Raw genomic sequence first — 24,453 nt, forward strand, 5'->3', positions numbered from 1 at the left:
GACTACAGCTATAATTGTAGAAGAAATATCACTGATTATATTTGTTATTCTGGCTTGTCAACAATAGGGCTCATTTCAGCATCTGTACCAAAACCGGGGTTGTCAGGCTGGTCGGGCGTTACTTGCTCCGTTGCAGGCTGTTCGGGCTGCTGAGAAAGTCCGGGATCAGTAACAGAAGAAGCACAACCGGCGAATAAAGCTACGATGAAAGTGAGAGCGACGAATTTTTTAATGAGAGATTTCATAATGAGTCCTTTTTATTATTTGATTATGAGTAATTAATATAAAAGTGAAAATAAGCCATTGAGCCTGCTTCGAGATAAACATACAGACCCCCTTCATTTATACAAGAGTATTTTGCAAGCAATTTGTTACAAAAAAGTTTATTTTTGAGTTATTTTCTTGCAAAACAGCATAAATATAGATTAACTATATAATATAACTTTATATAAAACAACTATTTAGAGAGGAATTGGTTTTTAAGGAAGCCGGATTGTAATTTGGATGGCAAGAGAATAGTTATATATTCAAAATAGAAGATACCGTTGATTGGGGACCTATTTTTTCTGCAAATAAGATGCATATATCATTTTGAGTTTTTCCAAAGTCGATTATTCCGAAATTATTGATGCTCTTCAACAGAATCGGGAGGGAGAGGTAAACGAGCTGTTGAAAGAACTTACTTACCGTTTGCGGGACTACATGCGTGTGGTTCTGGATGCCAGTCAGGATGATAGGGAAGAATGTGTCCAGCGAGCGCTTACCATTGCATATGAGCAGATTATACAGGGAAACATCAAGGATGAGAAAAGGATATTTGCTTACCTGTTAAAAATATGCCGCAACGAGTATTTCACGCTTAAAAAAGAAAACCGGCGATTGGAGTCTTTAGATAATCATGATTATGAAGAACAAGATAATTATGAAGGACACTTTGTGGACCCCGGGGACCAGGTCCAAAACCTGATGGATGAAGACCGGCAGAAAATTTTAGAGGCCTGCCTGGATAACCTAAAAGAAGAATATAGGGAGTTTATCGAATATCTGATGGAGCGGCCAAATATTTCTACTGAAGATGCAAGCAGGCATTTTGGGATTTCACAAGCCAGTATGAGAACCCGGAAATCGCGAATTTTAGAGCGTCTTCATTACTGTTTCCAGCGGAAATGGAATAAATAGGTCATTGCTTTGATTATTTTCGATGTTCAGGAATGCCTTTCTAAGAACTATCTATTCCTATTATACTCGTCTTTGTGATTAGAAAAAATTGCTTAAAAATTTCCCCAGCCATTTTGCTTCTTGTTCCCATTTTATAGGGCTACCAGCAGCAATCTTTGATGATCATCCCACGGGTTCGAAAAAAGTTCATAGAGGTTGAGAGAGTATTTGCATTTCACGCCTATATTTATATAGTTACGAATTAAAATTTTTGAGAATGTTTTCGCTATAGGGATTATAACGGACCATTTATATTAATACTGTCAGATGGATAAATAGATTGTTAAGACAAGCGTATCTTAACTTCAGTAAGGGATTAAATAATAGGTAGATATGGGAAATAAAGAACAAATGGAAGCATATTGGCGGGCCAATCTTCGCTATGTGGGAATACTTTTGGGAATTTGGTTTCTGGTTTCTTTTGTATTTGGCATTCTATTGGCAGAACCTCTGAATACCATCCGGATAGGTGGATTTAAACTGGGGTTTTGGTTTGCTCACCAGGGATCTATCTATGTGTTTGTGATCCTGATTTTTGTGTATGTATGGCTGATGAACCGCCTTGACAGAAAATATGGCGTACGAGAAGACTGACTTTTAACCCCGATTTACAGCTTGCTTATGGATATTCAAACGTGGACATATTTACTGGTAGGGCTCACTTTTATCTTATATATAGGTATTGCTATATGGGCGCGGGTAGGGTCTACAAAAGATTTCTATATAGCCGGCAGTAAAGTCCACCCCCTGGCCAACGGAATGGCTACAGCTGCGGACTGGATGTCAGCAGCATCTTTTATCTCGATGGCGGGTCTTATTGCCTTTATGGGATATGATGGAGGGGTTTACCTTATGGGTTGGACCGGCGGATATGTACTTTTGGCTCTGTTGTTAGCTCCTTACCTTAGAAAATTCGGGAAATTTACTGTTCCTGATTTTATTGGGGACCGTTATTACTCAAATGTAGCACGAACGGTAGCCGTTATTTGTGCAGTCATTGTTTCGTTTACCTACGTAGCGGGACAGATGAGAGGGGTGGGCGTTGTTTTTGCCCGTTTTCTTGAAGTATCAATCAATACTGGTGTGTATATTGGAATGATCGTGGTTTTCTTTTATGCCGTATTGGGTGGAATGAAAGGGATTACCTACACGCAGGTTGCCCAGTATTGTATCCTTATTTTTGCCTATATGGTCCCTGCCTTTTTTATTTCTTTTCAGCTAACGGGCAATGTAATACCCCAAATTGGATTTGGAGGAACTCTTGCCGACGGTTCGGGGACTTATCTGTTGGAGAAGCTGAACCAACTGCATGTGGAGCTGGGTTTCGCAGAATATACATCAGGAACAAAGTCTACTATTGATGTCTTTGCTATTACTTTGGCACTGATGGTGGGAACAGCAGGACTGCCCCATGTCATTGTTCGATTTTTTACGGTTCCCAAAGTTCGGGATGCCCGGATGTCGGTAGGGTATGCTCTTCTATTTATTGCTATTCTTTATACAACGGCCCCGGCTATTTCCGCTTTTGCCAAGACCAATCTTATAGAAACCGTTTCCGAGGAAGAGTATTCGGAAGTACCGGCTTGGTTTAATAATTGGGAAAAAACCGGTCTGTTAAGCTTTGATGACAAAAATGAAGACGGAAAGATTCAGTATGTGGCTAATGAGAAAAGAAATGAACTTACTATTGACCGGGATATTATGGTGCTGGCAAATCCGGAGATAGCAAATTTGCCTAACTGGGTTATTGCATTAGTTGCGGCTGGAGGACTGGCCGCGGCCCTTTCTACAGCTGCGGGTCTTTTGTTGGTTATTTCTACCAGTATATCGCATGATTTGATTAAGAAACAGATTATGCCTGAAATTACGGAAAAAGGAGAGCTTATCTGGGCCCGCGTAGCCGCCGGATTTGCAGTCGGAGTCGCGGGCTATTTTGGGATTAATCCCCCGGGCTTTGTAGCAGCAACCGTTGCCTTGGCTTTTGGATTGGCCGCTGCTTCTTTCTTCCCGGCTATCCTGTTAGGAATTTTTGACAAGCGAATGAATCGGCAGGGGGCGATCAGCGGAATGATAGTAGGAATGCTTTTAATGCTATTTTATATGATTAAATACAAGCTGGGTGGTTTCGGCGGTGGTGTCGAAGAGGATTGGTGGTTCGGTATTTCTCCGGAAGGATTTGGCTCGGTGGCTATGATGGTCAATTTAACGGTAGCGATAACCGTATCCCGAATGACTGAGGCGCCTCCCCAAAAAATAAGGGAGTTGGTAGATAAAATCCGATATCCCCAGGAGGCCGTGGAGGAATAGGGAAATTGTTTTAGTACGAGAATATATATAAGTATGTATATTTATCCCGAAAAAAATGTTAGGGCAAAAAGAAACGTAAAAAATTATGTAAAACTTGATTATCTCTCTGAATTATGTAACATACGGCTTAAAGGGAAAATGAATAACTAATTACAATTGAATTGGCAAATATTATGAAGGAGCATACGATTAGTTCTTTTGAGGATTATAAAAAAGTTTATCAAAAAAGTATTGAGGAGCCAGAAGATTTTTGGGCTGATTATGCAAAGACTTTTGACTGGCATGAGCCCTGGGATAAAGTGCAGAGTGGCAGTTTTGAAGAAGGAAATGTTAAGTGGTTTGAAGGCGGTAAACTGAATATTGTTGAGAATTGCCTGGACCGTCATCTCGAAGAACGGGGAGATAAGACAGCCTTTATATTTGAGCCCAATCAGCCGGATGCTCTTAAGCGTACTATTTCTTATGAAACACTTCACGAAGAAGTATGCAAATTTGCGAATGTTTTAGAATCAAAAGGAATAAAGAAAGGCGATCGGGTTGCTATTTATATGGCTATGACACCGGAAATAGCCATTGCTGCTTTGGCCTGCGCTCGTATTGGGGCAGTTCACTCTATTGTATTTGCCGGTTTCTCTGCACAGTCGCTGGCTGATCGTATCCAGGATTGCGATGCCAAGATGTTGATTACTAACGATGGACTTCGGCGCGGAAATAAATTGGTTCCCCTCAAAGAAATTTCTGACGAGGCGTTGGAAAATTGTCCGACTATTGAAAGTGTAATTGTATGCCAGCATGCCGATAATGAGATTGAATGGGAAGAAGGAAGAGATGAATGGTGGCATTTGTTGATGCGCAATGTTTCTAAGGAGCATGAAGCGGTTGCCATGGATGCCGAAGATCCACTGTTTATTCTATATACTTCCGGTTCCACGGGCAAGCCCAAGGGGCAGGTTCATACTTGTGGAGGATATATGGTGTATACCAGTTATACTCTTCGCAATGTATTTCAGATTGAAGAAGATGATGTATACTGGTGTACCGCCGATGCCGGATGGATTACGGGGCATTCGTATATCATTTACGGTCCTTTGTTGAATGGAGTGTCCGGGATTATTTTTGAAAGTACGCCTACTTATCCAGATCCAGGCCGGCTTTGGGAAGTTGTTGAAAAATATGATGTTACCCATTTTTACACCGCTCCAACAGCCATCCGGGCACTGATGAAGGAGGATATTGATTATGTGCACCGCTATGATCTGAGCTCGCTGAAGGTACTGGGTACGGTTGGTGAGCCTATCAATGAAGAGGCATGGCACTGGTACGATGAAGAAATAGGCAATGGAGAATGTCCCATTGTGGATACATGGTGGCAGACAGAAACGGCAGGTATTATGATTTCTCCATTAGCTGGTGTAACTCCAACCAAACCCGGATTTGCAACATTGCCGCTACCCGGTATAGAGCCCGCCCTGTTAGATGACGAAGGGAACGAGATTACCGAAACTAAAGGGCAGGGCAATTTGGTGATTTCTAATCCGTGGCCTGGGGTAACGAGAGGTATCTGGGGGAATCATGAACGCTATATGGATACTTATTTTAATAAATTCCCGGGATACTATCTCACAGGTGATGGTTGCCGACGTGATGAGGATGGATATTATCGCATTACTGGTAGGGTAGACGATGTGTTGAATGTATCCGGGCATCGCTTGGGAACTGCTGAAATTGAAGATGCTATTGACGATCACAAAAAAGTAGTGGAATCGGCTGTAGTTGGTTATCCACACGATGTGAAAGGAGAAGGTGTTTTTGCATTTACGATCTGTAACCAGGATATCGACGATCCGGAAACATTCAAAGAGGAAATCAACGATTTAATCACGGAGACTATTAGTCCGATAGCGAAAGCAGGAAAAGTCCAGATTGTATCCGGACTTCCCAAAACGCGGTCGGGCAAGATTATGCGCCGGGTTTTGCGTAAGGTTGCAGCTGGTGAGGCTGATGATTTGGGAGATATTTCCACCCTTTTAAATCCTGAAGTGGTTGAGGAGATCAGAGCAGGAGAAGCATTCTGAACTGTATAGTTTGATTTTTTAACCTTTATGAGAGTCGGTACCTAAACAGGTACCGGCTTTTTTATTATGCTATAACGGAGCCGATAATCAAGAGTATTAGACTTGCCGACAATAAGAAGAGTCTAAACCGGGTACGTTTTAAAAGGGGATGGAAAAGCAATCCATAGCTATAAGGTTTTGTTTTAAGCCAGCTGTAGTAGTGATGCCTGTGTAATTCTCCGAGTGCCATAGTTACATGGCCGTGCAAAATAGTTATGGTAAAGGGGAGGGCAAAGAAGAAGGCGCCAGTATAGCTAATATTAGTTGAAATATTTAGAAATTGAGCGATATAAAAAAAGGGCCAGGCAAAAAGAACTAAAAGGGGAAGGATAAGCAGCCAGTTTATAACACTGATACGCCTGAAATTTTTGGATCTTAATTCGGGGTGAACCATAGAGAAGACCAAATAATCCTGCTTTAAATTTGACTGGCTATAAGCATCTCTATTTCCCGGAAAGGCATGTCAAAAAGTTCAGCCAGCGATTTTTTTGTGAGATGTTTTTTATACACATAAGTACCGTTGCGAAGAGCAGTGTTGCTCCATAGGCATTCTTTAATACCCCCCGCATCTCCAATAGCCAATAAATAGGGAACAAGTACATTATTGAGTGCGTAGGTAGCTGTCCGGGCAACATTGGATGGAATATTGGGTACACAGTAATGGATAACATCATGGACGGTATAGGTAGGCATAGAATGGCTGGTAGCCCTGCTTGTAGCAATGCATCCGCCCTGATCAATAACTGTGTCTACAATTACGCTGCCGGCTTTCATATTGGCCACCATAGGTTCACTAACCAGACAGGGAGCCCGTTCCCCTTCCTGCATTGCTGCTCCGATAACCACATCGGCATGCTCAAGAGCAGAAGACAAATATTGGTAATTGGCAGTAGCCGTGATAATTCGCCGATCAAGAGCATTTTCAAGATGCCGGAGTCGTGCCAAATCGTTATCCATAACAAAAACCTGGGCACCATATCCTAGGGCAGTCCGGGCAGCATATTCTGCAGTAATGCCAGCTCCGAGAATGACGACCGTAGCCGGTGGAATACCTGAAATGCCTCCCAGCATGATACCTTGTCCACCTTCTCCTTTCTCAAGGTAGTGTGCGCCAACTTGAACCGCCATCGAACCAGTAATCTCGTGCATCATCCGTACGATTGGGAATTCTTTATCTTCTCCTTTAATAAATTCAAAGCCGATAGCGGTAATACATTTATTGATAAGGGTATTAATAAATTTTTCCGTAGCATTGCCCAAATGAAGGGCCGATAGTAATATGTGATTATTATCAAGCAGTTCAAGTTCTTCTTGGGTGGGCGGAGCTACTTTAGCGATCAAGTTAGCTTTTTTATAAACTTCTTCTATACTATACGCTACTTCTGCACCTGCATCAGCAAATTCCTGATCAGAGAAGTTGGCTTCTTCTCCCGCCTCCTGTTCCATAAAAACCTCGTGCCCATTTGCTTTTAAAATGGAAACACCACCTGGTGTTAAAGAAATACGCCGTTCATCGTTGGAGACCTCTTTGGGAAGCCCTATTTTAAGAGAGATTTTAGATTCAGACTTCATTAACCGTTTTTCTAACGTCTGAATGCCAATTTGTTCAGTTTTGAGTGGTTTAATATCCATAAAATAGGGTTTGGGCAGATATATTAGACCCAATAATTTAATCTTCGTAGCTACAGTAAGCAAAATATCAATTAAGAATTGAGAATGTGGAATTACGATTTTAAATCCACATCTAAATAAATGTCATAATCCAATTCCTACTTTACAATGAGTATTAGACCCAAAAAGAGTTTAGGACAGCATTTTCTGAAAGATGAAAATATTATAAATAAAATAGTAGACGCCATTCCGGCCCAAAAAGGTGATCGGGTTATAGAAGTTGGGGCGGGCACCGGAGCACTTACCCGTGTTTTAAGCGATCGATTTAGTGACCTGCTGGCCGTGGAGCTTGATGAGCGTGCCGTAGAGGTATTGCAACAAAGATTTAAGGATGTAGAGATATATCAGCAAAATGTTTTGGATTTGGATTGGGAAGATATTTCTGTGGGTAAAAGCAAAACCCATGTAGTAGGTAATTTACCTTATTATATTACCAGCCAGATTTTGTTTTCGTTGCTCGAAAATCGTTCGGTACTTGCAGGTGCTATCTTGATGATGCAAAAAGAAGTGGCAGAGCGATTAATCGCTGATATTCGAACAAAGGATTATGGTATTTTAAGTGTTCAAACCCAACTGATGAGTACCCCGGAGATACTTTTCCCCGTATCCCGGAACTGCTTTAATCCTCAGCCGAATGTAGACAGTGCAATGGTGAAGCTTACCTTTGATAAGGGTAAGCTGAATTGTAGTGATAAGAATCTTAAAACGGTAGTACGTACTGCATTTAATCAGCGTCGTAAAAAATTAAGTAATGCCCTAAAGCCGATTATCCCGAAGGATCAGCTGCCTGAGGGATTTGATTTCGATAAACGGGCTGAAGCATGGCCACCTTCCATATATGAAAAGTTGACAGACTATTTTGAGCAGAATGGCATTTTGACCTGAAAAATCGGCTACCCATCCTTTCTATAAATTTAATTTTTCCTGGGAACCACCCTGAGAGGCTTAAATCTATCATCAGAGGGCAACTTGAAAATTAAATGGCAGTTAATGAGAGTTTGGTATGGTACTTGCTCCTCTATTAACCTAAAATAAGAAGCATATTTTTAGTACGAGTTTATAAAAAGTATTACCAGCATTTTTATGCTGATGATAAATTTCAACTTCAACTATTAACTTAAATTGTAGGAGTCATACTTATGGCTAAATCTAAAATCAAACCGTTAAGTGATCGCGTTTTGGTTCAGCCAGAACCTGCTGAAGAAAAAACCAGTTCCGGAATTATCATTCCCGATACGGCTAAAGAAAAGCCGCAGGAAGGAACGGTTATTGCTGCAGGTCCCGGTAAAGTAGAAAACGGAACCAAGATTGATATGTCGGTAAAAGAAGGTGATAAAGTGCTCTATGGAAAATATTCAGGTACGGAAATTACCCTGGATGGTGAAGAGTATCTGATCATGCGTGAAGCCGATATTCTTGGAATCGTTGACTAAGCATTTCCTATTACACAAAATTAAATTACAAAATCTTAAAAATTAATAGACAACTATGTCAGCAAAACTAGTTCATTACGATATGGAAGCACGCGATGCTCTCAAGCAGGGTGTTGACAAGCTTGCAAATGCTGTCAAGGTCACCTTGGGACCGCGTGGACGAAACGTAGTAATCGAAAAATCATTTGGAGCACCAACAGTTACAAAGGATGGTGTTACTGTAGCAAAAGAGATTGAGCTGTCCAACAAACGACAAAATATGGGTGCTCAGATGGTGAAGGAAGTTGCTTCCAAAACCAGTGATAATGCTGGTGACGGTACAACAACGGCAACGGTACTTGCACAATCCATCATTCAAACCGGTTTGAAAAATGTTACAGCCGGTGCTAATCCAATGGAATTGAAGCGTGGTATCGACATTGCCGTTAAAGCTATTGTTGAAGAGCTTCGTAAAACCAGTCAACCTGTTGGTGACAGCCTTGAAAGTATCAAGCAAATTGGTACCATTTCTGCCAACGGTGATCAAGAGATTGGCCAGAACATTGCCGATGCTATGGAAAAAGTTGGCCAAGACGGTGTCATTACGGTTGAAGAAGCCAAAGGTACCGAAACCTATCTCGAAACGGTTGAGGGTATGCAATTCGACCGCGGATATCTCTCACCTTATTTCGTGACCGATTCCGAAAATATGGTTGCAGAAATGGAAGAGCCTTATATCCTGATCTTCGACAGTAAGATCAGTAATATGAAAGATCTGCTTCCTATTCTGGAAAAAGTCATTCAAACTAGCAAGCCACTGTTGATTATCGCTGAAGATATTGAAGGCGAAGCACTGGCTACTCTGGTTGTTAATAAGCTCCGCGGTTCTCTCAAAATTGCTGCTGTTAAGGCACCTGGATTTGGTGACCGACGCAAGCAGATGTTGGAAGACATAGCTATCCTGACCGGCGGTACGGTTATATCCGAAGAGCGTGGTTATAAGCTTGAAAATGCTACACTCGACTTCTTGGGTACAGCTGACCGTGTAAACATCACCAAAGACGATACGACTGTTGTTGGTGGAAAAGGAGATGACAACGACATCAAAGGTCGTGTAAATCAGATTAAAGGTCAGATTGAAAATACTTCTTCTGATTACGATCGTGAAAAACTTCAGGAACGTCTGGCTAAGCTCAGTGGCGGTGTAGCCGTACTGAATATTGGCGCTGCTTCTGAAGTTGAAATGAAAGAGAAAAAAGCTCGTGTCGAAGATGCTCTGCACGCTACCCGCGCCGCAGTTGAAGAAGGCATTGTAGCTGGTGGTGGCGTTGCGTTGCTTCGTGCTCGAAAAGCACTGGATAAGTTAGAAGCTGAAGTGCCTGATCAGAAAGTTGGCTTTAACATAGTTCGTCGTGCGCTTGAAGAGCCACTTCGAATTATTGCCAATAACGCTGGTGCTGAAGGTTCAATTGTTGTACAGAAAGTCCTTGAAGGTGAAGGCGGCTTTGGATACAACGCACGAACCGAGCAGTATGAAGATCTTATCAAAGCAGGTGTAATCGATCCTACAAAAGTTACACGTACGGCACTTGAAAATGCCGCTTCTGTTGCTGGTCTTATGCTGACAACCGAAGCCCTCATCTCTGATAAGCCTACTAAAGGTGATGATGACGATGATAATGGCGGTCCTGGCGGCGGCGGTATGCCCGGCGGAATGGGCGGCGGTATGCCCGGCGGCATGGGCGGAATGGGTGGCATGATGTAAATTGCGCCATTCTTTTAACGCCTTGCGGGATTAACCGCACTGCAATTATTAAAAGCCTCACTCTCTATTTCGGGAGTGAGGCTTTTTTATTCTTATGACCTATTTGGATAGTCATTTTCGTATTAAATACTGATTGATATTTAAAATGTATACAAGGAATAAAATGACTATGACAATGAATACGAGAAGCTGTTTTAAAGGGATCATATTAGTGTGTTTAGCGCTGTTATTACAAAACTGTGCATCCACAAATGAGGCTACAATACCTAGGGGATGGACCTATAACTTGAATTGGGAAAACTATAACAGTGCAGAATCAACGAAATCCGATTATCTTATTGTTCAGAGCAAGGAGGATATGGTATTATTGGATGGGAATGACGGGCGCATTGTAGTGGACGATATCCGTGAAAGGGGAGGATTTTTCTCAGAGATTAGCCGTGACTTTAAAGAACAGGTTAAAGAAGACTTGCTAGTGAGTCAGCGGGTGAATATCAAATATTTTCACAAGGAACTGCCTCAATTGGGGACGATACTGCTGTTTAACCAGGTAGAGAAAGGAGATCAGGTGCAAAGTTATGACCTCAAAACAGGCGAAGAAAAATGGTCTTCTACTTCATACGTCTGGAATCTGGACAAATATGAGGATATTGCGAATATCGCTATTAATGAACTCATGGGAGGTAGTTTGGGAGCTAAAGGTATGTCGGCCGTTGCCCTCCAAACCAGGTTAATTCAAAGCATGATTCAGGAAGTGCCGGAAAAGGATGCGTTTCTGTTTCGTACGGTTGAGAAACTCTATCTAATTAACCATGAGACGGGAGAAGTACTGTGGGAAAATGAAGCGATGGTTGGTACGGGTATCGCAGCAGTGAACTACCTGCCACAGAGCAACGAGTTCCTAATTGCAAGCAGTATGTCGGGTCTTCGAGATGTACTCGAAAATGTAAATGAGGAGCGAGAGTTAAAGCAACTTATTCTTGTGGATGCGAATACCGGGGACCTCTCATGGAAATCGGAATATCAGGGACGCAGTGAGCAGGTAAAAAGCATCGCGGTCAAAAATGACAAGGTTCATTTGAATTTTAACGGTGGATCGATGGAAATATTTAACTTTTTGGATGGCGAGCGTATTTGGGGTACACGCGACGGATCACTTGAAGGGAATACTAAGTTAGCCAGCTTTACCGGCAACTATAATTTAATGGAAACGATTGAAACAGCTGCTCCTCAACTTGATGGGGAGTATTTGTATGCTGTAAATCCCAAAAATATAAAAGCAGTAGGTTTGCCTGATAAGCAGATTCAGAAGTTTGACTATGCAACAGGAGAAGTACTATGGGATATAGAACTGGAAAAGACCACGGATATTCGGGATATGTTACTGTGGGATAATAACGTAATCGTACGTCTGTCCTCCCAATTACCTGATACCATGTCAGGGAATGTTTCAAATATATTAGGTGGTGTAAAGGATTTAGGATTTTATGCTTTTAATCAAGAAGATGGAACACTTAACTGGCAGCTTAGTGAACCTTTTAAAAATCATGTAACCAATGTTGTATATGGAGAAAATAAAGCTTGGGCAGCAGGTGGAGAATCCCTATACAAATTCAGTCTGGACGATGGAACCGTCTTAGTCGACTCTTCTTATGAAGACTATGAGATAGGAGAGATAAAATATATACACGAATCTGGTGATAAGCTTGTTTTAGTTGGTTTTAAAGGTATGGCAATAGTAGATAAAGGAGATTTGACTATGTTATTCAGTGAGTCACCGAATGGACGATTAACAAGCTATGAGATAAATGATCGTTTTCTTATCGTCAAGATGAGGCGATTGTTATCCGGGAAAGAAAATATCTATGTATATAATCTTACCGGTGCTTCTCCGATTACGAGCTTTACCTTAACTCCGCCGGAAAAAGATATTGGAGGAGTGCTTGGTAGTAAAGGATATTATCCAACGAACAATTTTAAACAGCTTATTACGATTACTGAAAGAGGAATAGAAAGCTATGAGGTGTACTGACTACATCCTCAATAATAGCATTATCATTAGAGGAGCCGCTTATACAAAGGCTCCTCTTTTTTTGGATGGCTATCATCTTGCAGCAGTAGACAGTTGGCGCTGTTTAATTTCATCCGCTAAAGCTAGTACAGTGTCCGCGTAAAGACCGCTGGGGTTATATCGTAACACTGAAGTTCGCAGATCATTCGTTCGCTTTTGAAAATGTGCCAGATAGTTAGCGACCGACATGATATTATTATCCATGTCAAAAATATCGTCTCCCACAAACCATTTATTCAAGGAGTAGGGGATGAATTGGGCGGAGGACATCGCACCTGCATAACTGGATTTTAGATCAAAGACGTCAATATTGTGACGTTTAGTAAAGTCAAGTAGTTCAATTAGCTGGGCTTTTGCAAAATCGGCGCGATATCCCACAGCATACATGGATACATAGGCGTTAAAGGGGTTATAACTGCCAATATTCTGACCAAAATCTGATTCAATACCGATAATGGCGGTAATAACATATTTGGAAATACCGTATTCTTGTTCGGCCTTTTGCAGTTGGTCGGAATGTTCTTGCATAAAGGTTACAGCCCGTCTTTTCTTTTCTTCAAAGCCCAGAATCTGTTTATATTCTTCTAAATTTATAGATTTACGTTCTGCGGATCGTTTAAACCGTTGATCAATTTCTCCATAGATTTCAAAACGCTCATCCTGAAATAAATGGGATGTTTGATATTCTTTTTTGTGAAAAATATCAATGAGTTCTGTCAAGGCTTGACTGTATTTAGAGTGGGCGGAGATGGTATCATCAATGGTTGGGGAAATTCCGGTATTTGAATTAGGGCCATGCTCATGAACAGAATGGGCTGTACCAATATTGGAATTCCCTAATAACAGGAGAATAATCCCACTCGAAAGAATATTTTTAAATGTAGTAAGTAAGTTTGTCATATGATTTGTTCCCCGCCTATGTATTTTGTTGAGGTTTTTACAAAACCTTGTGTCATCCTGAATACCCTATTCAGGAACTTTTAAAACCAACGTAATATAGAGCATCTAGAGTCCTTTCTGTGGATACTGAAAGAGGATCAGTATAGCATGAGAATCTCAAGATACTTCTTATAGAATAATAGAATTATTTTTCCGGATTTTCCAGTTCGGGTTGCTTCCCGCGAAAATGTTCTGCCGCATTAATGCCTAATATTTCAAAACGATCGAATTGAGTCTGTAATCGTTGCCAGAAATGTTCCCAGTTCCTTTTTTCTTTGGGGGACCAGTTAACCTCTGCCAGTGCCGATGCGCGAGGGTAAGCCATATATTCAACTTTTTCAGGAGAGTGCATATATTCAGTCCATACATTTCCCTGGGCTCCCAAAATATACTGAGATTCTTCCTCTGTAAGTTCTTCCGGTATGGGTTCATAGGAGTATGTCTTTTCTAATGTGGTAAACCCACCAATAGCCAAGGGCTCAGAATCGGGAGTAGCCTGGTAATGATCCAAATATAGATGGGTGCCGGGTGTCATAACCACATCATGATGTTGTTTCGCTGCCTCGATTCCTCCTTGAATACCGCGCCAGCTCATTACCGTTGCATTTGGAGCTAAACCACCTTCCAGTATCTCATCCCAGCCGATAATTTGTCGGCCATGCTCGTTTAAAAATTCCTCAATACGGGTAATAAAATAGCTTTGAAGTTCATGTTCATCTTCGAGTCCTTCACGTTCAATAACCTGCTGGGCGAGCTCGCTATTTTCCCATTGCGTTTTGGGGGCTTCATCTCCGCCGATATGGATGTATTCGCTGGGAAATAACTCCATAACTTCTGTGAGTACATTCTCAAGAAAGGTAAAGGTTTCTTCACTGGGACAGTAAATATCTTCAAATACTCCCCAGGTTGTCTGAACTTTATAATTTTTATTTTCCAGGCATCCTAACTCGGGATAAGCTGCTAATGCAGCCGAAGCATGACCCGGAAGTTCAATTTCGGGTATTACCGTAACCTGCTTCTTTTGTGCATAAGCAACGATCTCGCGCACTTCATCCTGGGTATAGTAACCGCCGTAACGCTCGCCGTCGTAAATATCCGAGCCATAGTGACCGACAAGCGTCGAATCTCTCCAGGCACCTATTTCCGTTAATTTGGGATATTGCTTGATTTCAATGCGCCAGCCCTGGTCTTCCGTCAGATGCCAATGGAAACGATTCATTTTATGCATCGCAATCAGGTCGATGTAGCGCTTGATAAAATCAACCGGGAACAGATGCCGTCCCACATCCAGATGGAGTCCACGATAGGCGAAGCGCGGGTAATCCTCAATTTCTACAGCAGGGATCGTCCATTCTGTATCTTGGGGGACTAAAGTATAGTCTGTTTGATAAATCTGTGCAGGCAGAAGTTGCAGCAGCGATTGTATCCCGTAAAATAATCCAGTGGATGTGGATGCCTTCAGGGAGATTTCTCCATCCGTTACACTTAATTGGTATCCTTCTTTGTGATCGACAGACTCTTTATCAATAGATAAGGAAATAATATTTTCCGGATATTGATCAGCATCTAAGCCTACAAGAGGTAGATCGTAACCAGTGGCAGAATCAATGGCTTTTTTAAGTTGTTTGACAATACTTTTTATCTCTTCTTGGGAAAGGTCAGCTTTAATAACGGTATTTCGCTCCAGGTGAAAGGACCCTTCCTGTACTTCCATTGAAACTGGTTCCGGAATAATGGAGATACTGTCACTATTTTGTGCGTGAATGGTATTAACGGAAAAGATGCCAACTAATAAGAGAATGAATATTACTTGTAAACGTTTTATAAAGCAGTTGTAGTTACTCATTGTCATTGTTTTTTTGGATATGCCTTTAAAAAAATATGAACTTCAATGTTAGCGGCTTAGTCAGATTTGTATATACCGATTTCGGTGATTGCCGGTCGGGCTAAAAACGCTTCAAGGTCAATTCGAATTGCGCTGGTAGTTGTTTCATCCAGCTGGAGAATGCGCTTATAGCCGATGGTTGTTTCATCAGCTACTTTCTGCCAACCCCCATTATTTTGCACGGAGACACTGAACCTGGATATGCGTTGCCCAATCGGGATAAACTCTTGCAGAGACAACAAATCAAAGGTAATGGGAGTATCAAAATTAAGCATCAATGAAGGCTGATCATCTTCTTCCGAAGCAATCCAGAAATTTTCCCAACTTTCATCGATAACCAGATCGGCGGGGTATCGTTCACCTGCACTACTGCTTTCCACCGTAGCCTGCGGGGCCAGATTGTCATCGAATAAGGTGTTCAGAGTATCGGAGAAAGCATATAAACGATCGGTGTCCGTTTGGTGAAATTGTCCCGTGGTATCGGGCGGAATATTCAGTAACAGCGTGCAGTTCCTTCCCACTGATTTCATATAGATTTCAGTAAGCTCCGCTACCGTTTTTACTTCGTCATCTTCTTCCGGATGATAAAACCATCCCGGACGGATAGAGACGTCACATTCTCCTACTACCCAATCGGACCCTCCCTGTTCTCCACTGTTAAGATAATCAGTCTGCCCGGCCTGACCGATCTCCACGGAATCCCGATCAATGGTTGACCAGTTGGTACGTCCTGCAAAGCCGTGTTCGTTTCCAATCCAGCGGATATCGGGACCTTCATCCGAAAAAATAAGCGCATCGGGCTGCAATTCACGTACCATTGACCACCACTCATCAAAGTCGTAATCCATATCTTTTGCATCTTCTCCTTTAGCTCCGTCAAACCAGATTTCAGAAATAGTGCCATAATTGGTAAGAAGTTCGCGGAGCTGGTTCATATAGAACTCATTGTATTCGGGCGTACCATAACTTTGCTCGTGCATATCCCAGGGCGAAAGATAGATTCCAAAATCCAATCCATATTTTTTGCAGGCCTCGGAGACTTCTTTTACGATATCACCTTCACCGTTTTTATAGGGACTGTTGGCGATATCATGATCGGTATATTCACTGGGCCAAAGGCAAAAACCATCGTGATGCTTTGCTGTTAGTATCAGCGTTTCAAATCCTGTCTCGCTAAGGGTTTTAGCCCATTGGTCGGCGTCAAAATTGGTAGGGTCGAACAACTCGGGATCTTCATCTCCGGTACCCCACTCCCGGTTGGTAAAGGTGTTGATTCCAAAGTGTACAAAGGCCACCTTTTCTTTTTGCTGGTATTGAATTTGTTGAGTAGTAGGTCTTACCTCATCCGGAGAAATACCCGGCCACTCGGAAGAATGATTTCCATCTTGGCATCCCAGGATTGTAATGAATAATAGGGTTAAAAAAACAAAAAGAAAGCTCTTTTCTTTCATTTCCTAATCAATAATTTGAGGAATTGTTTTATTATTGGCTATTTATAATACTGAATTTGCAGAAGTTTGCAAATAGGGAGTTGGTTTTGATTAAAAAAATACGTTTGTTTTTGAAGTTCGGATTTTAAAATCAGTAATCTTAAAGGGATTTTTTACAGATTGTTTAACTATGGAACTTGCAACTATTGATTGGGTAATGATTGGAGCGTATATGCTCTTTTCATTAGTGATTGGTATCTATGTAGCCCGGAAGGCAGGGAAAAATTCAACTCAATACTTTGCAGCCGGTAAAAATATGCCGTGGTGGCTACTGGGTATTTCAATGGTTGCAACGACTTTTTCAACTGATACTCCCAATCTTGTCGCTAATATTGTCCGGACCGATGGCGTTGCAGGTAACTGGGTTTGGTGGGCTTTTTTGCTTACGGGTATGCTTACGGTATTTGTATATGCCCACCTTTGGAAGCGTTCTGGCGTGCTCACAGATGTAGAGTTTTATGAGTTGCGCTATAGCGGTAAGATGGCGGCTTTTTTGCGGGGATTTCGAGCTGTATATCTCGGGTTTGTTTTCAATGTAGTTATTATGGCGACGGTTTCACTGGCTGCCATTAAAATTGCTGGGGTGCTAATGGGGCTTTCGCCCGTGGAAACAGTTGTTATTACGGGAGCGGTAACTGTGATATATAGTTCGCTTGGTGGTCTGCGGGGGGTTTTACTAACGGACCTTTTCCAGTTTTTCCTAGCTATAGGGGGAAGTTTCATCGCTGCTTATGTGGCTCTTAATCATCCTGATGTGGGTGGTTTTGAAGGCCTCCTTCAACACAAAGATGTGGTAAGTAAGCTCAATATCTTACCCGACTTTTCCGATCCTTCTCAGGCAATAGGGATTTTTATTATTCCACTAGCTGTTCAGTGGTGGAGCGTATACTACCCAGGTGCGGAGCCGGGCGGCGGCGGTTATATTGCTCAGCGTATGTTTGCGGCCAAAGACGAAAATAATTCCATTGCGGCTGTTTTCTTTTTTAACGCTGCTCATTATGCTTTGCGTCCCTGGCCCTGGATTATTGTTGGACTTTGCTCAATTATCGTTTTCCCGGATGTGGCTGCTATGAAGGAAGCTTTCCCGGATGCGGCATCGGTAGCGGATGATGATATGGGCTATGCCGCTATGCTGACCTTTATCCCTACCGGTTGGCTGGGCGTTGTGGTGGCTTCACTGACAGCGGCCTATATGTCAACAATATCCACACATCTCAACTGGGGATCGTCTTATTTAGTAAATGATTTTTATCAGCGATTTATCCGACCCGAAAGTTCAGAGAAAGAATTGGTAATGGTGGGGCGACTTTCCACAGTCTTCTTAATGATTGTGGCCGGATTTTTAGCTCTGGCAATGCAGAATGCATTGGATAGTTTTCAGATTCTTCTCCAGATTGGGGCAGGAACCGGATTGCTCTTTATTCTGCGATGGTTCTGGTGGCGCATTAATGCCGGTAGCGAAATTGCAGCGATGGTTATCTCCTTTGTTATTGCTATGTATTTTCAATTTTTTCATGTCCATACCGGACTTCCAGAATTGACGGGCTGGCAGGAAATTGTCATTGGAGTTATTATAACGACGATTGGTTGGGTTTCGGCCACTTATATGATTCGTCCTACTTCCAAGGAAACACTCTTTCGTTTCTATGAGATAGCACGACCCGGCGGACCCGGATGGGAGAGAGTATTAAATATGGCGGAGAACGAAGGTAAAAAGGTCAAAAAATATAAGGATGAAGCATGGCGTGTACCACAGGGAATTTTCTGTATGGTTTTAGCCTGTGTCGCTGTTTATGGAACGCTTTTCGCTACCGGTTATTGGATTTACGGCAATTGGATTCTTGCAGGCTTTATTACAGTGGTTTCTATAGTTGCTTCTATGATGCTTTTTAAGGCTTGGCGAAAGCTTATCAATATGAATCCCGATGACTTGTATGAGTAGCTGATAATGATTCCTTATACAGATGGTTTGGATTAGTTTCCTTCCAAAATGTGATACGCGAAATTCTTTTCGAACGGCGAATTGATCGAATAAAAGCAGATTGAAGAAGGGATGTTCCTTTATTTGGATGAAGAGTACTTAGAGCGTACAGATACAGTTATTGAACTGGAGTTTTTAAGAATGTATTGGATCCGTTAGTGAGAATATTTTTAATTCGGTGATCATGATCTAGACAAGCTTTTGGGCCGTTTGCTGATCGGTAATGAGTACATCAATAAGGTTGTTTTTGAGAGCCCCATGGATTACATCTACTTTCTGGGATCCGCCTGCTATTCCTACAACTGTTTTTATTTTTTTCAGTTCTTCTATTGATATTCCAATAACCAGCTCTTTGAGTGGCGAATCGATCTCCTTACCGTTTTTATCGAAAAATCGTAAGGCAATATCGCCTACGGCATCGGAATGAGTAATTTTTTCGTATAGTTTGGGAGGTAGTTCTTCGTGGTCCCGGTCAAGTACCGGGTTCGTTTTGAGTGCTCCGATACCAACGTAAAGTGTATCAATGGTTGAAAATAGATCAAGCGCACCTTTGACTTTTCGGTCGGCAAGGAGCACCTGTTTGGCTTCTTTACTATCTACAATTCCCGGGGCCGGTAGGAGCGTAAGTTTGCTCTTTAAGAGCTGAGAAAGCCTCCGGGAAATATCCGTTGCATGTGCCTTTGCTTCCGGAGGACCTACGCCCCCAAGGGCTTGTACGACGTGCGTATTATCCACTTGTTTTGAAGGCATGGCATCAACCATGGCCTGGAGGGTCGTTCCCCAGGTTACACCAATGGTTTCACCTTCCGATATGGTCCGATGCAAATAATCTGCGGCAGCAGACCCAATCTGTTTTTTGATTATTTTGTCGGAAATTTCCTCTTCGGAATCAACAATTAACGCTTCTTGTAGATGATAGGTATCCTCTAAAGCGTTTTCCAATTCTACAAAGCTATTGTTAGGTGAGAGTACGGATATTTGTACGATTCCAATCTCTCTGGCTTGTTTTAGTAGGCGGGATACTTTTGGCCGAGACAGATGTAAGCGGTTAGCAATTTCTTGCTGATTATATTTCTGCTCATAGTACATTGAGCTCACTTTGCTTAGAAGGCGGTTCTCAATGGATTTATTAGCTCTTAGCATATACAAAATTTAGCCTTACTTGATATCATAATACGTAAATGTCTTTTAGTGCCCGCTACCACTGTTTGCAAAATAAGTAAAGCTTGGCAAAACAGAAATTTAAAGCTTAATGAATTTTTGTTTCATGATTTTAGCTACTGATCTATTAGAAAGGAGGATAGTCGTAATACTTAAATGCAATTCTTGGTTAAATATTCAAAGGCAAAAGATATTCAAAATAAGAAATAACAATTAAAAAAAGTTTAGTTGACATTAAAAAATAAAATTGTAAATTAAGAAAAGAACAAATATTCATAAGTGAACAAATGTTCAATAAACGCTTTTTGAGAATTGTAGCTCAAGTAGATTGCCAGGGATAGATTGTTCATTACAACTTGATTCACCTACTGAAAATGGGGATTTGATATGATTGGAGAAGTTACAAGATCACTGTATAGTAGTAGCAAGAACAGAAGCGATTTAGAAGATTACTGGTATGGAATTCGGGAGGGCAATACCGAAGCATTATCCCATCTATATTGCGTTTCTTATTCCTGGCTTTTCAATTATGGCTATAAGATAATTCCAAGATCAGGCTTTGTTGAGGACGCTATACAGGAACTTTTTTTAATTCTTTGGAAGAAAAGAACGGATATAAATGAGGCCAAATCAGTCCGCTCTTATCTTTTTGCCTCTCTAAGGAGAATCATTTTTCGGCGGCTGGAAAAACAGAGGAATCGTACCCAAAGAAATCATGATTATAAGGACTACCAACTGCAAGAGGCCGGGAACATAGAAAAGATGATGATCCATCTTGAAGCTGGCCAAGAGCGCAAGGAGCAATTGAAAAATGCAATGCAATCGCTTAGTCAGCGCCAGAAGGAAGCCATCTCTCTCAAATATTTTGATGGCTTGTCAAATAAGGAAATTTCGCAGGTAATGAATATTAACAGACAGAGTGTATATAACCATGTGTCAACTGCCATTAGTAAGATGCAGGAACAGGTACAGCTAAGGTAAATCGATATATTTGAGAATGCGGTGTGAAAAGGAGAAATAAGATTTATTCATTTTTTTAGCAGTAGGATTACCGTCTGGCCTCCTCTTTATAAATAGAGTTGGGCTATAAAACTAGGCAGGAAGCAGTTTGATTGAGTTAAGATGATTTTAAAAGAAGATACTATAACCCTATCCCCTTGGTTATAGGTTATATGCCAGGTGTTGCTCTTGTTGTGTGTCTGAGGGCAGCCCTGGCATTTTTTATTTTTTTTTGTAAAACTGGTGGGATTTGAGACAAGAATATTTTAAATATGGAAAAGATATACCATATATATTTTAATAACGGTATAAATTATACAAGTTAGAGTCTGCCAGGGATACTTATTCTTCTGCAATTTTAATATTAAACATAATTCATAAACAGTTGGTGTATGAAAAAATATTTAATATTAATTCTCATAATTATAGTTGGAATTTCATCACCTGTTTGTTCTGCTGGTAATGATGGGGAATTAAGTGTTACAAATTTACAAACAGAATATTTTGAAAATCCTATTGGGATAGATCAAGCCAATCCACGGTTAGCCTGGAAGCTTAAGAATAGTGAGCGAAATACCTTGCAAGCTGCCTATCAAATCCAGGTAGCAAAAGGAGAAAATGACTTTTCCAGTGGAAATATCATCTGGGACACGGGTAGAGTTGAGTCTGAGTCCTCTATTCACAATGTATATGAGGGACCGGATCTTGAATCAGGCCAGCGGTATTACTGGAGGGTTCGGGTATGGAATCAAAATGATGGAGTATCAGAATGGAGTAATACCTCCTTTTGGGAAATGGGACTTTTAAATACTGATGATTGGCAGTTTGATTGGATTGAGCCGGGATTAGATCAGGATTCCTCTGAACCTCAGCCTGTGCCCATGTTGCGGACGGAGTTTTCTGTTCCTAAAGCAATTAAAGAAGCCCGGGCCTATGTGACGGCTCACGGATTGTATGAGATGGAGATAAATGGTGAAAAAGTAGGCGATCAGGTCTTCACCCCGGGGTGGACAAGCTATAATAACCGGCTGCAGTATCAAACATATGATGTTACTGAATACTTACAGTCTGGCGATAATGCCATTGGAGTTATGCTGGGGGATGGATGGTATCGCGGTTATATCGGATTTAACAATCAGCGGAATTATTATGGAGAAAACCTTGCCTTATTAGCCCAGATAAAGATTACCTATGAGGATGGCACAACAGAAACTTTTGGTACTGATGATTCCTGGAAAGCCACTACGGGTCCCATATTAAAGTCGGATATCTATAATGGGGAGGCTTATGACGCCCGCCTTGAAAAGGAGGGATGGGCAAATCCCGGTTATGATGACCGTAATTGGATTGGGGTTCGTGTTGTTTCTGATTCTGAAAGTAAAGAACAACTCGTAGCACCTGAGGGTCCTCCCGTTCGCAAAATTCAGGAGTTACGTCCGGTTGAAATTCTGAGGACTCCCGAAGGAGATACCGTTGTGGATATGGGACAAAATATGGTTGGTTGGATACGGTTGAAGGTGTCGGGATCAGCAGGTACGAAAGTAACTATGGAGCATGCCGAGGTGCTGGACAAAGACGGAAATTTTTATACTGAAAATCTTCGCGCTGCTAACCAAATTAATACCTACACATTAAAGGGTGAAGGCGAAGAAGTATGGGAGCCGAGATTTACGTTTCAGGGGTTTCGATATGTAAAAGTAGAAGGATATCCGGGTGAACTTACCAAAGATGGCGTAACGGGTGTGGTTATTCATTCTGATATGGAGCCTACAGGGCATTTTGAAAGCTCTAATCCCCTAATAAATCAATTACAGCATAATATTGTTTGGGGCCAAAAAGGTAATTTCCTGGATGTCCCCACAGATTGCCCGCAACGGGATGAACGATTAGGATGGACCGGCGATATTCAGGTTTTTGCCGGAACAGCCTGTTTAAATATGGATGCTGCCGGATTTTTAACCAAATGGCTGCGCGATTTAAAGGCCGACCAATTAAGTAATGGAAGTATTCCACACGTGGTGCCCAACGTGCTGGGAGAGGATTGGGCTGGTGCTGCCGGCTGGGCTGATGCCGGTGTGATTGTTCCCTGGACAATGTATCAGTCCTATGGCGATAAACGCATCCTGGAAACCCAGTATGAAAGCATGAAGGAATGGGTTGAGTTTATGAGAGAGGAAGCCCAAAGTGATGAGACTACCTATTTATGGGACAATACTTTTACTTTTGGCGACTGGCTCTCCTTTAACAGTGATGCATCTGATTATCCAGGGGCCTATACCGATAAAGAATTAATTTCAACAGCCTATTTCGCCCGTTCTACGGATTTACTTCACCGTACGGCAGAAATTCTTGGTAACAATGAAGATGCTAAAGAATACGCAAATCTGTTGGAACAGGTTAAAAAAGCGTTCCAAAGAGAGTATATAACAGCGAGTGGTAGGGTAATGTCAAATACCCAGACTGCTTATTTATTAGCCCTGAAATTTGGACTTCTACCCGATAGTTTGGAGCAGGATGCAGTAGGGCATTTAGTCGAAGATATTAATGAACGCGGGCATCTTACGACCGGATTTTTAGGGACGCCACATTTGAATCCTATTCTCAGTGAATACGGACATGACAAAGAGGCTTATAAATTACTGAACCGTAAAGAGTATCCCTCATGGCTTTATCCGGTAACAATAGATGCAACTACTATTTGGGAGCGTTGGGACGGCATAAAGCCGGACAGTAGTTTTCAAAATCCGGGAATGAACTCCTTTAACCATTATGCCTATGGTGCTATTGGCGAGTGGCTTCATAAAAATGTAGCTGGTATTAAAGCTGAAGCTCCAGGTTATAAAAAGATTACCATTGCACCACAAATAGGTGGAAATTTGACCCATGCACGAAGTCTTTTAAATACAATGTATGGAAGGGTGGAATCGGATTGGACGATTGATGGAGACCAATTCTTTCATACCGTTACCATTCCTGCTAACACGCGAGCAACGGTCACTTTTCTCAATACAACGCCAGATAGTATTACTGAAGGAGGTAAGGATTTAACAGATACGGAAGGAATACACGGGATAGAAAAGAAAGGAGATAATGTTGAAGTAAAAATCGGGTCCGGTACTTATCACTTTATTTATGGCTGGCAACACCTGGAAAAGAAATCGGGAAATAGTGATACAAATAATAAAAGCGGTGAAGAAAAAGACTTAGCTATAGACCATAAGCTTGCCGCATTAATTGCCGATAAGGATGCCAGGCAGATATTAAATGAAGAGCTGCCAGAATTAATGGACTCTCCCTGGTTGAGTCAGGTAATGGGATATCCTCTTGAGCGAGCGGCGCAGAGTCTACCCGGGCAATTCAGTATATCAAACGAAAACCTGCAAGCTATAGATCAAATGCTGAGCAATTTAAACCAGTGATTATGGATAAGAAAATATTTC

At 41.7% G+C, this 24,453-nt stretch carries 17 protein-coding genes; 11 read left to right on the plus strand and 6 right to left on the minus strand.

Annotated elements, in window-relative coordinates:
• Positions 1–44: 44 nt before the first annotated feature.
• Positions 45–245 (minus strand): hypothetical protein, encoded by a 201-nt coding sequence (locus ABEB05_RS10150; protein ID WP_265789804.1) that lies wholly within the window; start codon positions 243–245, stop codon positions 45–47.
• 346 nt (positions 246–591) lie between these two features.
• Here ABEB05_RS10150 and ABEB05_RS10155 point away from each other — a divergent pair, with 346 nt between their 5' ends.
• The 4 genes from ABEB05_RS10155 to acs all read left to right on the plus strand — a co-directional run bounded on the left by ABEB05_RS10155 (position 592) and on the right by acs (position 5,600).
• A complete protein-coding gene (locus ABEB05_RS10155) occupies positions 592–1,179 on the plus strand; it encodes an RNA polymerase sigma factor (protein WP_265789805.1) in 588 nt (195 codons plus the stop codon).
• A 372-nt stretch (positions 1,180–1,551) separates the two neighbouring features.
• A complete protein-coding gene (locus ABEB05_RS10160) occupies positions 1,552–1,812 on the plus strand; it encodes a DUF4212 domain-containing protein (RefSeq protein WP_265789806.1) in 261 nt (86 codons plus the stop codon).
• Positions 1,813–1,839: 27 nt separating this feature from the next.
• Entirely contained in the window at positions 1,840–3,525 is a 1,686-nt protein-coding gene (locus ABEB05_RS10165) for a sodium:solute symporter family protein (protein WP_265789807.1), read from the plus strand.
• Positions 3,526–3,698: 173 nt separating this feature from the next.
• Positions 3,699–5,600 carry an acetate--CoA ligase gene (acs, locus tag ABEB05_RS10170; RefSeq protein ID WP_265789808.1) on the plus strand — a complete coding sequence of 634 codons (1,902 nt, stop codon included), beginning with the start codon at positions 3,699–3,701 and terminating at the stop codon, positions 5,598–5,600.
• Between the two features lie 456 nt (positions 5,601–6,056).
• Here the strand turns inward: acs and ABEB05_RS10175 are convergent, their stop codons facing one another.
• A complete protein-coding gene (locus ABEB05_RS10175; RefSeq protein WP_265789810.1) occupies positions 6,057–7,271 on the minus strand; it encodes an alanine dehydrogenase in 1,215 nt (404 codons plus the stop codon).
• 147 nt (positions 7,272–7,418) lie between these two features.
• On the opposite strand from ABEB05_RS10175, the gene rsmA reads away from it, so the two are divergent.
• The 4 genes from rsmA to ABEB05_RS10195 all read left to right on the plus strand — a co-directional run bounded on the left by rsmA (position 7,419) and on the right by ABEB05_RS10195 (position 12,519).
• Positions 7,419–8,195: a 16S rRNA (adenine(1518)-N(6)/adenine(1519)-N(6))-dimethyltransferase RsmA gene (gene rsmA, locus ABEB05_RS10180; protein WP_265789812.1), complete on the plus strand. Its 777-nt coding sequence runs from the start codon at positions 7,419–7,421 to the stop codon at positions 8,193–8,195.
• Positions 8,196–8,449: 254 nt separating this feature from the next.
• Positions 8,450–8,743 (plus strand): co-chaperone GroES, encoded by a 294-nt coding sequence (gene groES, locus ABEB05_RS10185; protein ID WP_265789814.1) that lies wholly within the window; start codon positions 8,450–8,452, stop codon positions 8,741–8,743.
• 55 nt (positions 8,744–8,798) lie between these two features.
• Entirely contained in the window at positions 8,799–10,487 is a 1,689-nt protein-coding gene (groL, locus tag ABEB05_RS10190) for a chaperonin GroEL (protein WP_265789816.1), read from the plus strand.
• A 175-nt stretch (positions 10,488–10,662) separates the two neighbouring features.
• Positions 10,663–12,519 (plus strand): outer membrane protein assembly factor BamB family protein, encoded by a 1,857-nt coding sequence (locus tag ABEB05_RS10195; protein WP_265789818.1) that lies wholly within the window; start codon positions 10,663–10,665, stop codon positions 12,517–12,519.
• Between the two features lie 72 nt (positions 12,520–12,591).
• On the opposite strand, the gene ABEB05_RS10200 is transcribed toward ABEB05_RS10195, so the two are convergent.
• The 3 genes from ABEB05_RS10200 to ABEB05_RS10210 all read right to left on the minus strand — a co-directional run bounded on the left by ABEB05_RS10200 (position 12,592) and on the right by ABEB05_RS10210 (position 16,833).
• Positions 12,592–13,458 (minus strand): lytic murein transglycosylase, encoded by an 867-nt coding sequence (locus tag ABEB05_RS10200; protein ID WP_265789820.1) that lies wholly within the window; start codon positions 13,456–13,458, stop codon positions 12,592–12,594.
• 184 nt (positions 13,459–13,642) lie between these two features.
• Positions 13,643–15,343, minus strand: a complete 1,701-nt coding sequence (locus ABEB05_RS10205; protein WP_265789822.1) for a beta-N-acetylhexosaminidase — start codon at positions 15,341–15,343, stop codon at positions 13,643–13,645.
• Positions 15,344–15,399: 56 nt separating this feature from the next.
• Positions 15,400–16,833 carry an alpha-L-fucosidase gene (locus tag ABEB05_RS10210; protein WP_265789824.1) on the minus strand — a complete coding sequence of 478 codons (1,434 nt, stop codon included), beginning with the start codon at positions 16,831–16,833 and terminating at the stop codon, positions 15,400–15,402.
• Positions 16,834–17,002: 169 nt separating this feature from the next.
• Between ABEB05_RS10210 and ABEB05_RS10215 the strand changes: the two genes are divergently transcribed.
• Positions 17,003–18,814, plus strand: coding sequence for a sodium:solute symporter family protein (locus tag ABEB05_RS10215; RefSeq protein WP_265789826.1), 1,812 nt, complete (start codon positions 17,003–17,005; stop codon positions 18,812–18,814).
• A gap of 228 nt (positions 18,815–19,042) precedes the next feature.
• Here the strand turns inward: ABEB05_RS10215 and ABEB05_RS10220 are convergent, their stop codons facing one another.
• Positions 19,043–19,942 (minus strand): sugar-binding transcriptional regulator, encoded by a 900-nt coding sequence (locus tag ABEB05_RS10220; protein ID WP_345694271.1) that lies wholly within the window; start codon positions 19,940–19,942, stop codon positions 19,043–19,045.
• Positions 19,943–20,401: 459 nt separating this feature from the next.
• Between ABEB05_RS10220 and ABEB05_RS10225 the strand changes: the two genes are divergently transcribed.
• Positions 20,402–20,995, plus strand: a complete 594-nt coding sequence (locus ABEB05_RS10225) for an RNA polymerase sigma factor (protein ID WP_265789830.1) — start codon at positions 20,402–20,404, stop codon at positions 20,993–20,995.
• 410 nt (positions 20,996–21,405) lie between these two features.
• Positions 21,406–24,432 carry an alpha-L-rhamnosidase gene (locus tag ABEB05_RS10230; protein WP_265789831.1) on the plus strand — a complete coding sequence of 1,009 codons (3,027 nt, stop codon included), beginning with the start codon at positions 21,406–21,408 and terminating at the stop codon, positions 24,430–24,432.
• Positions 24,433–24,453 lie beyond the last annotated feature (21 nt).

It is taken from the genome of Fodinibius salicampi, assembly GCF_039545095.1.
Classification (GTDB): Bacteria; Bacteroidota; Rhodothermia; order Balneolales; family Balneolaceae; genus Fodinibius; species Fodinibius salicampi.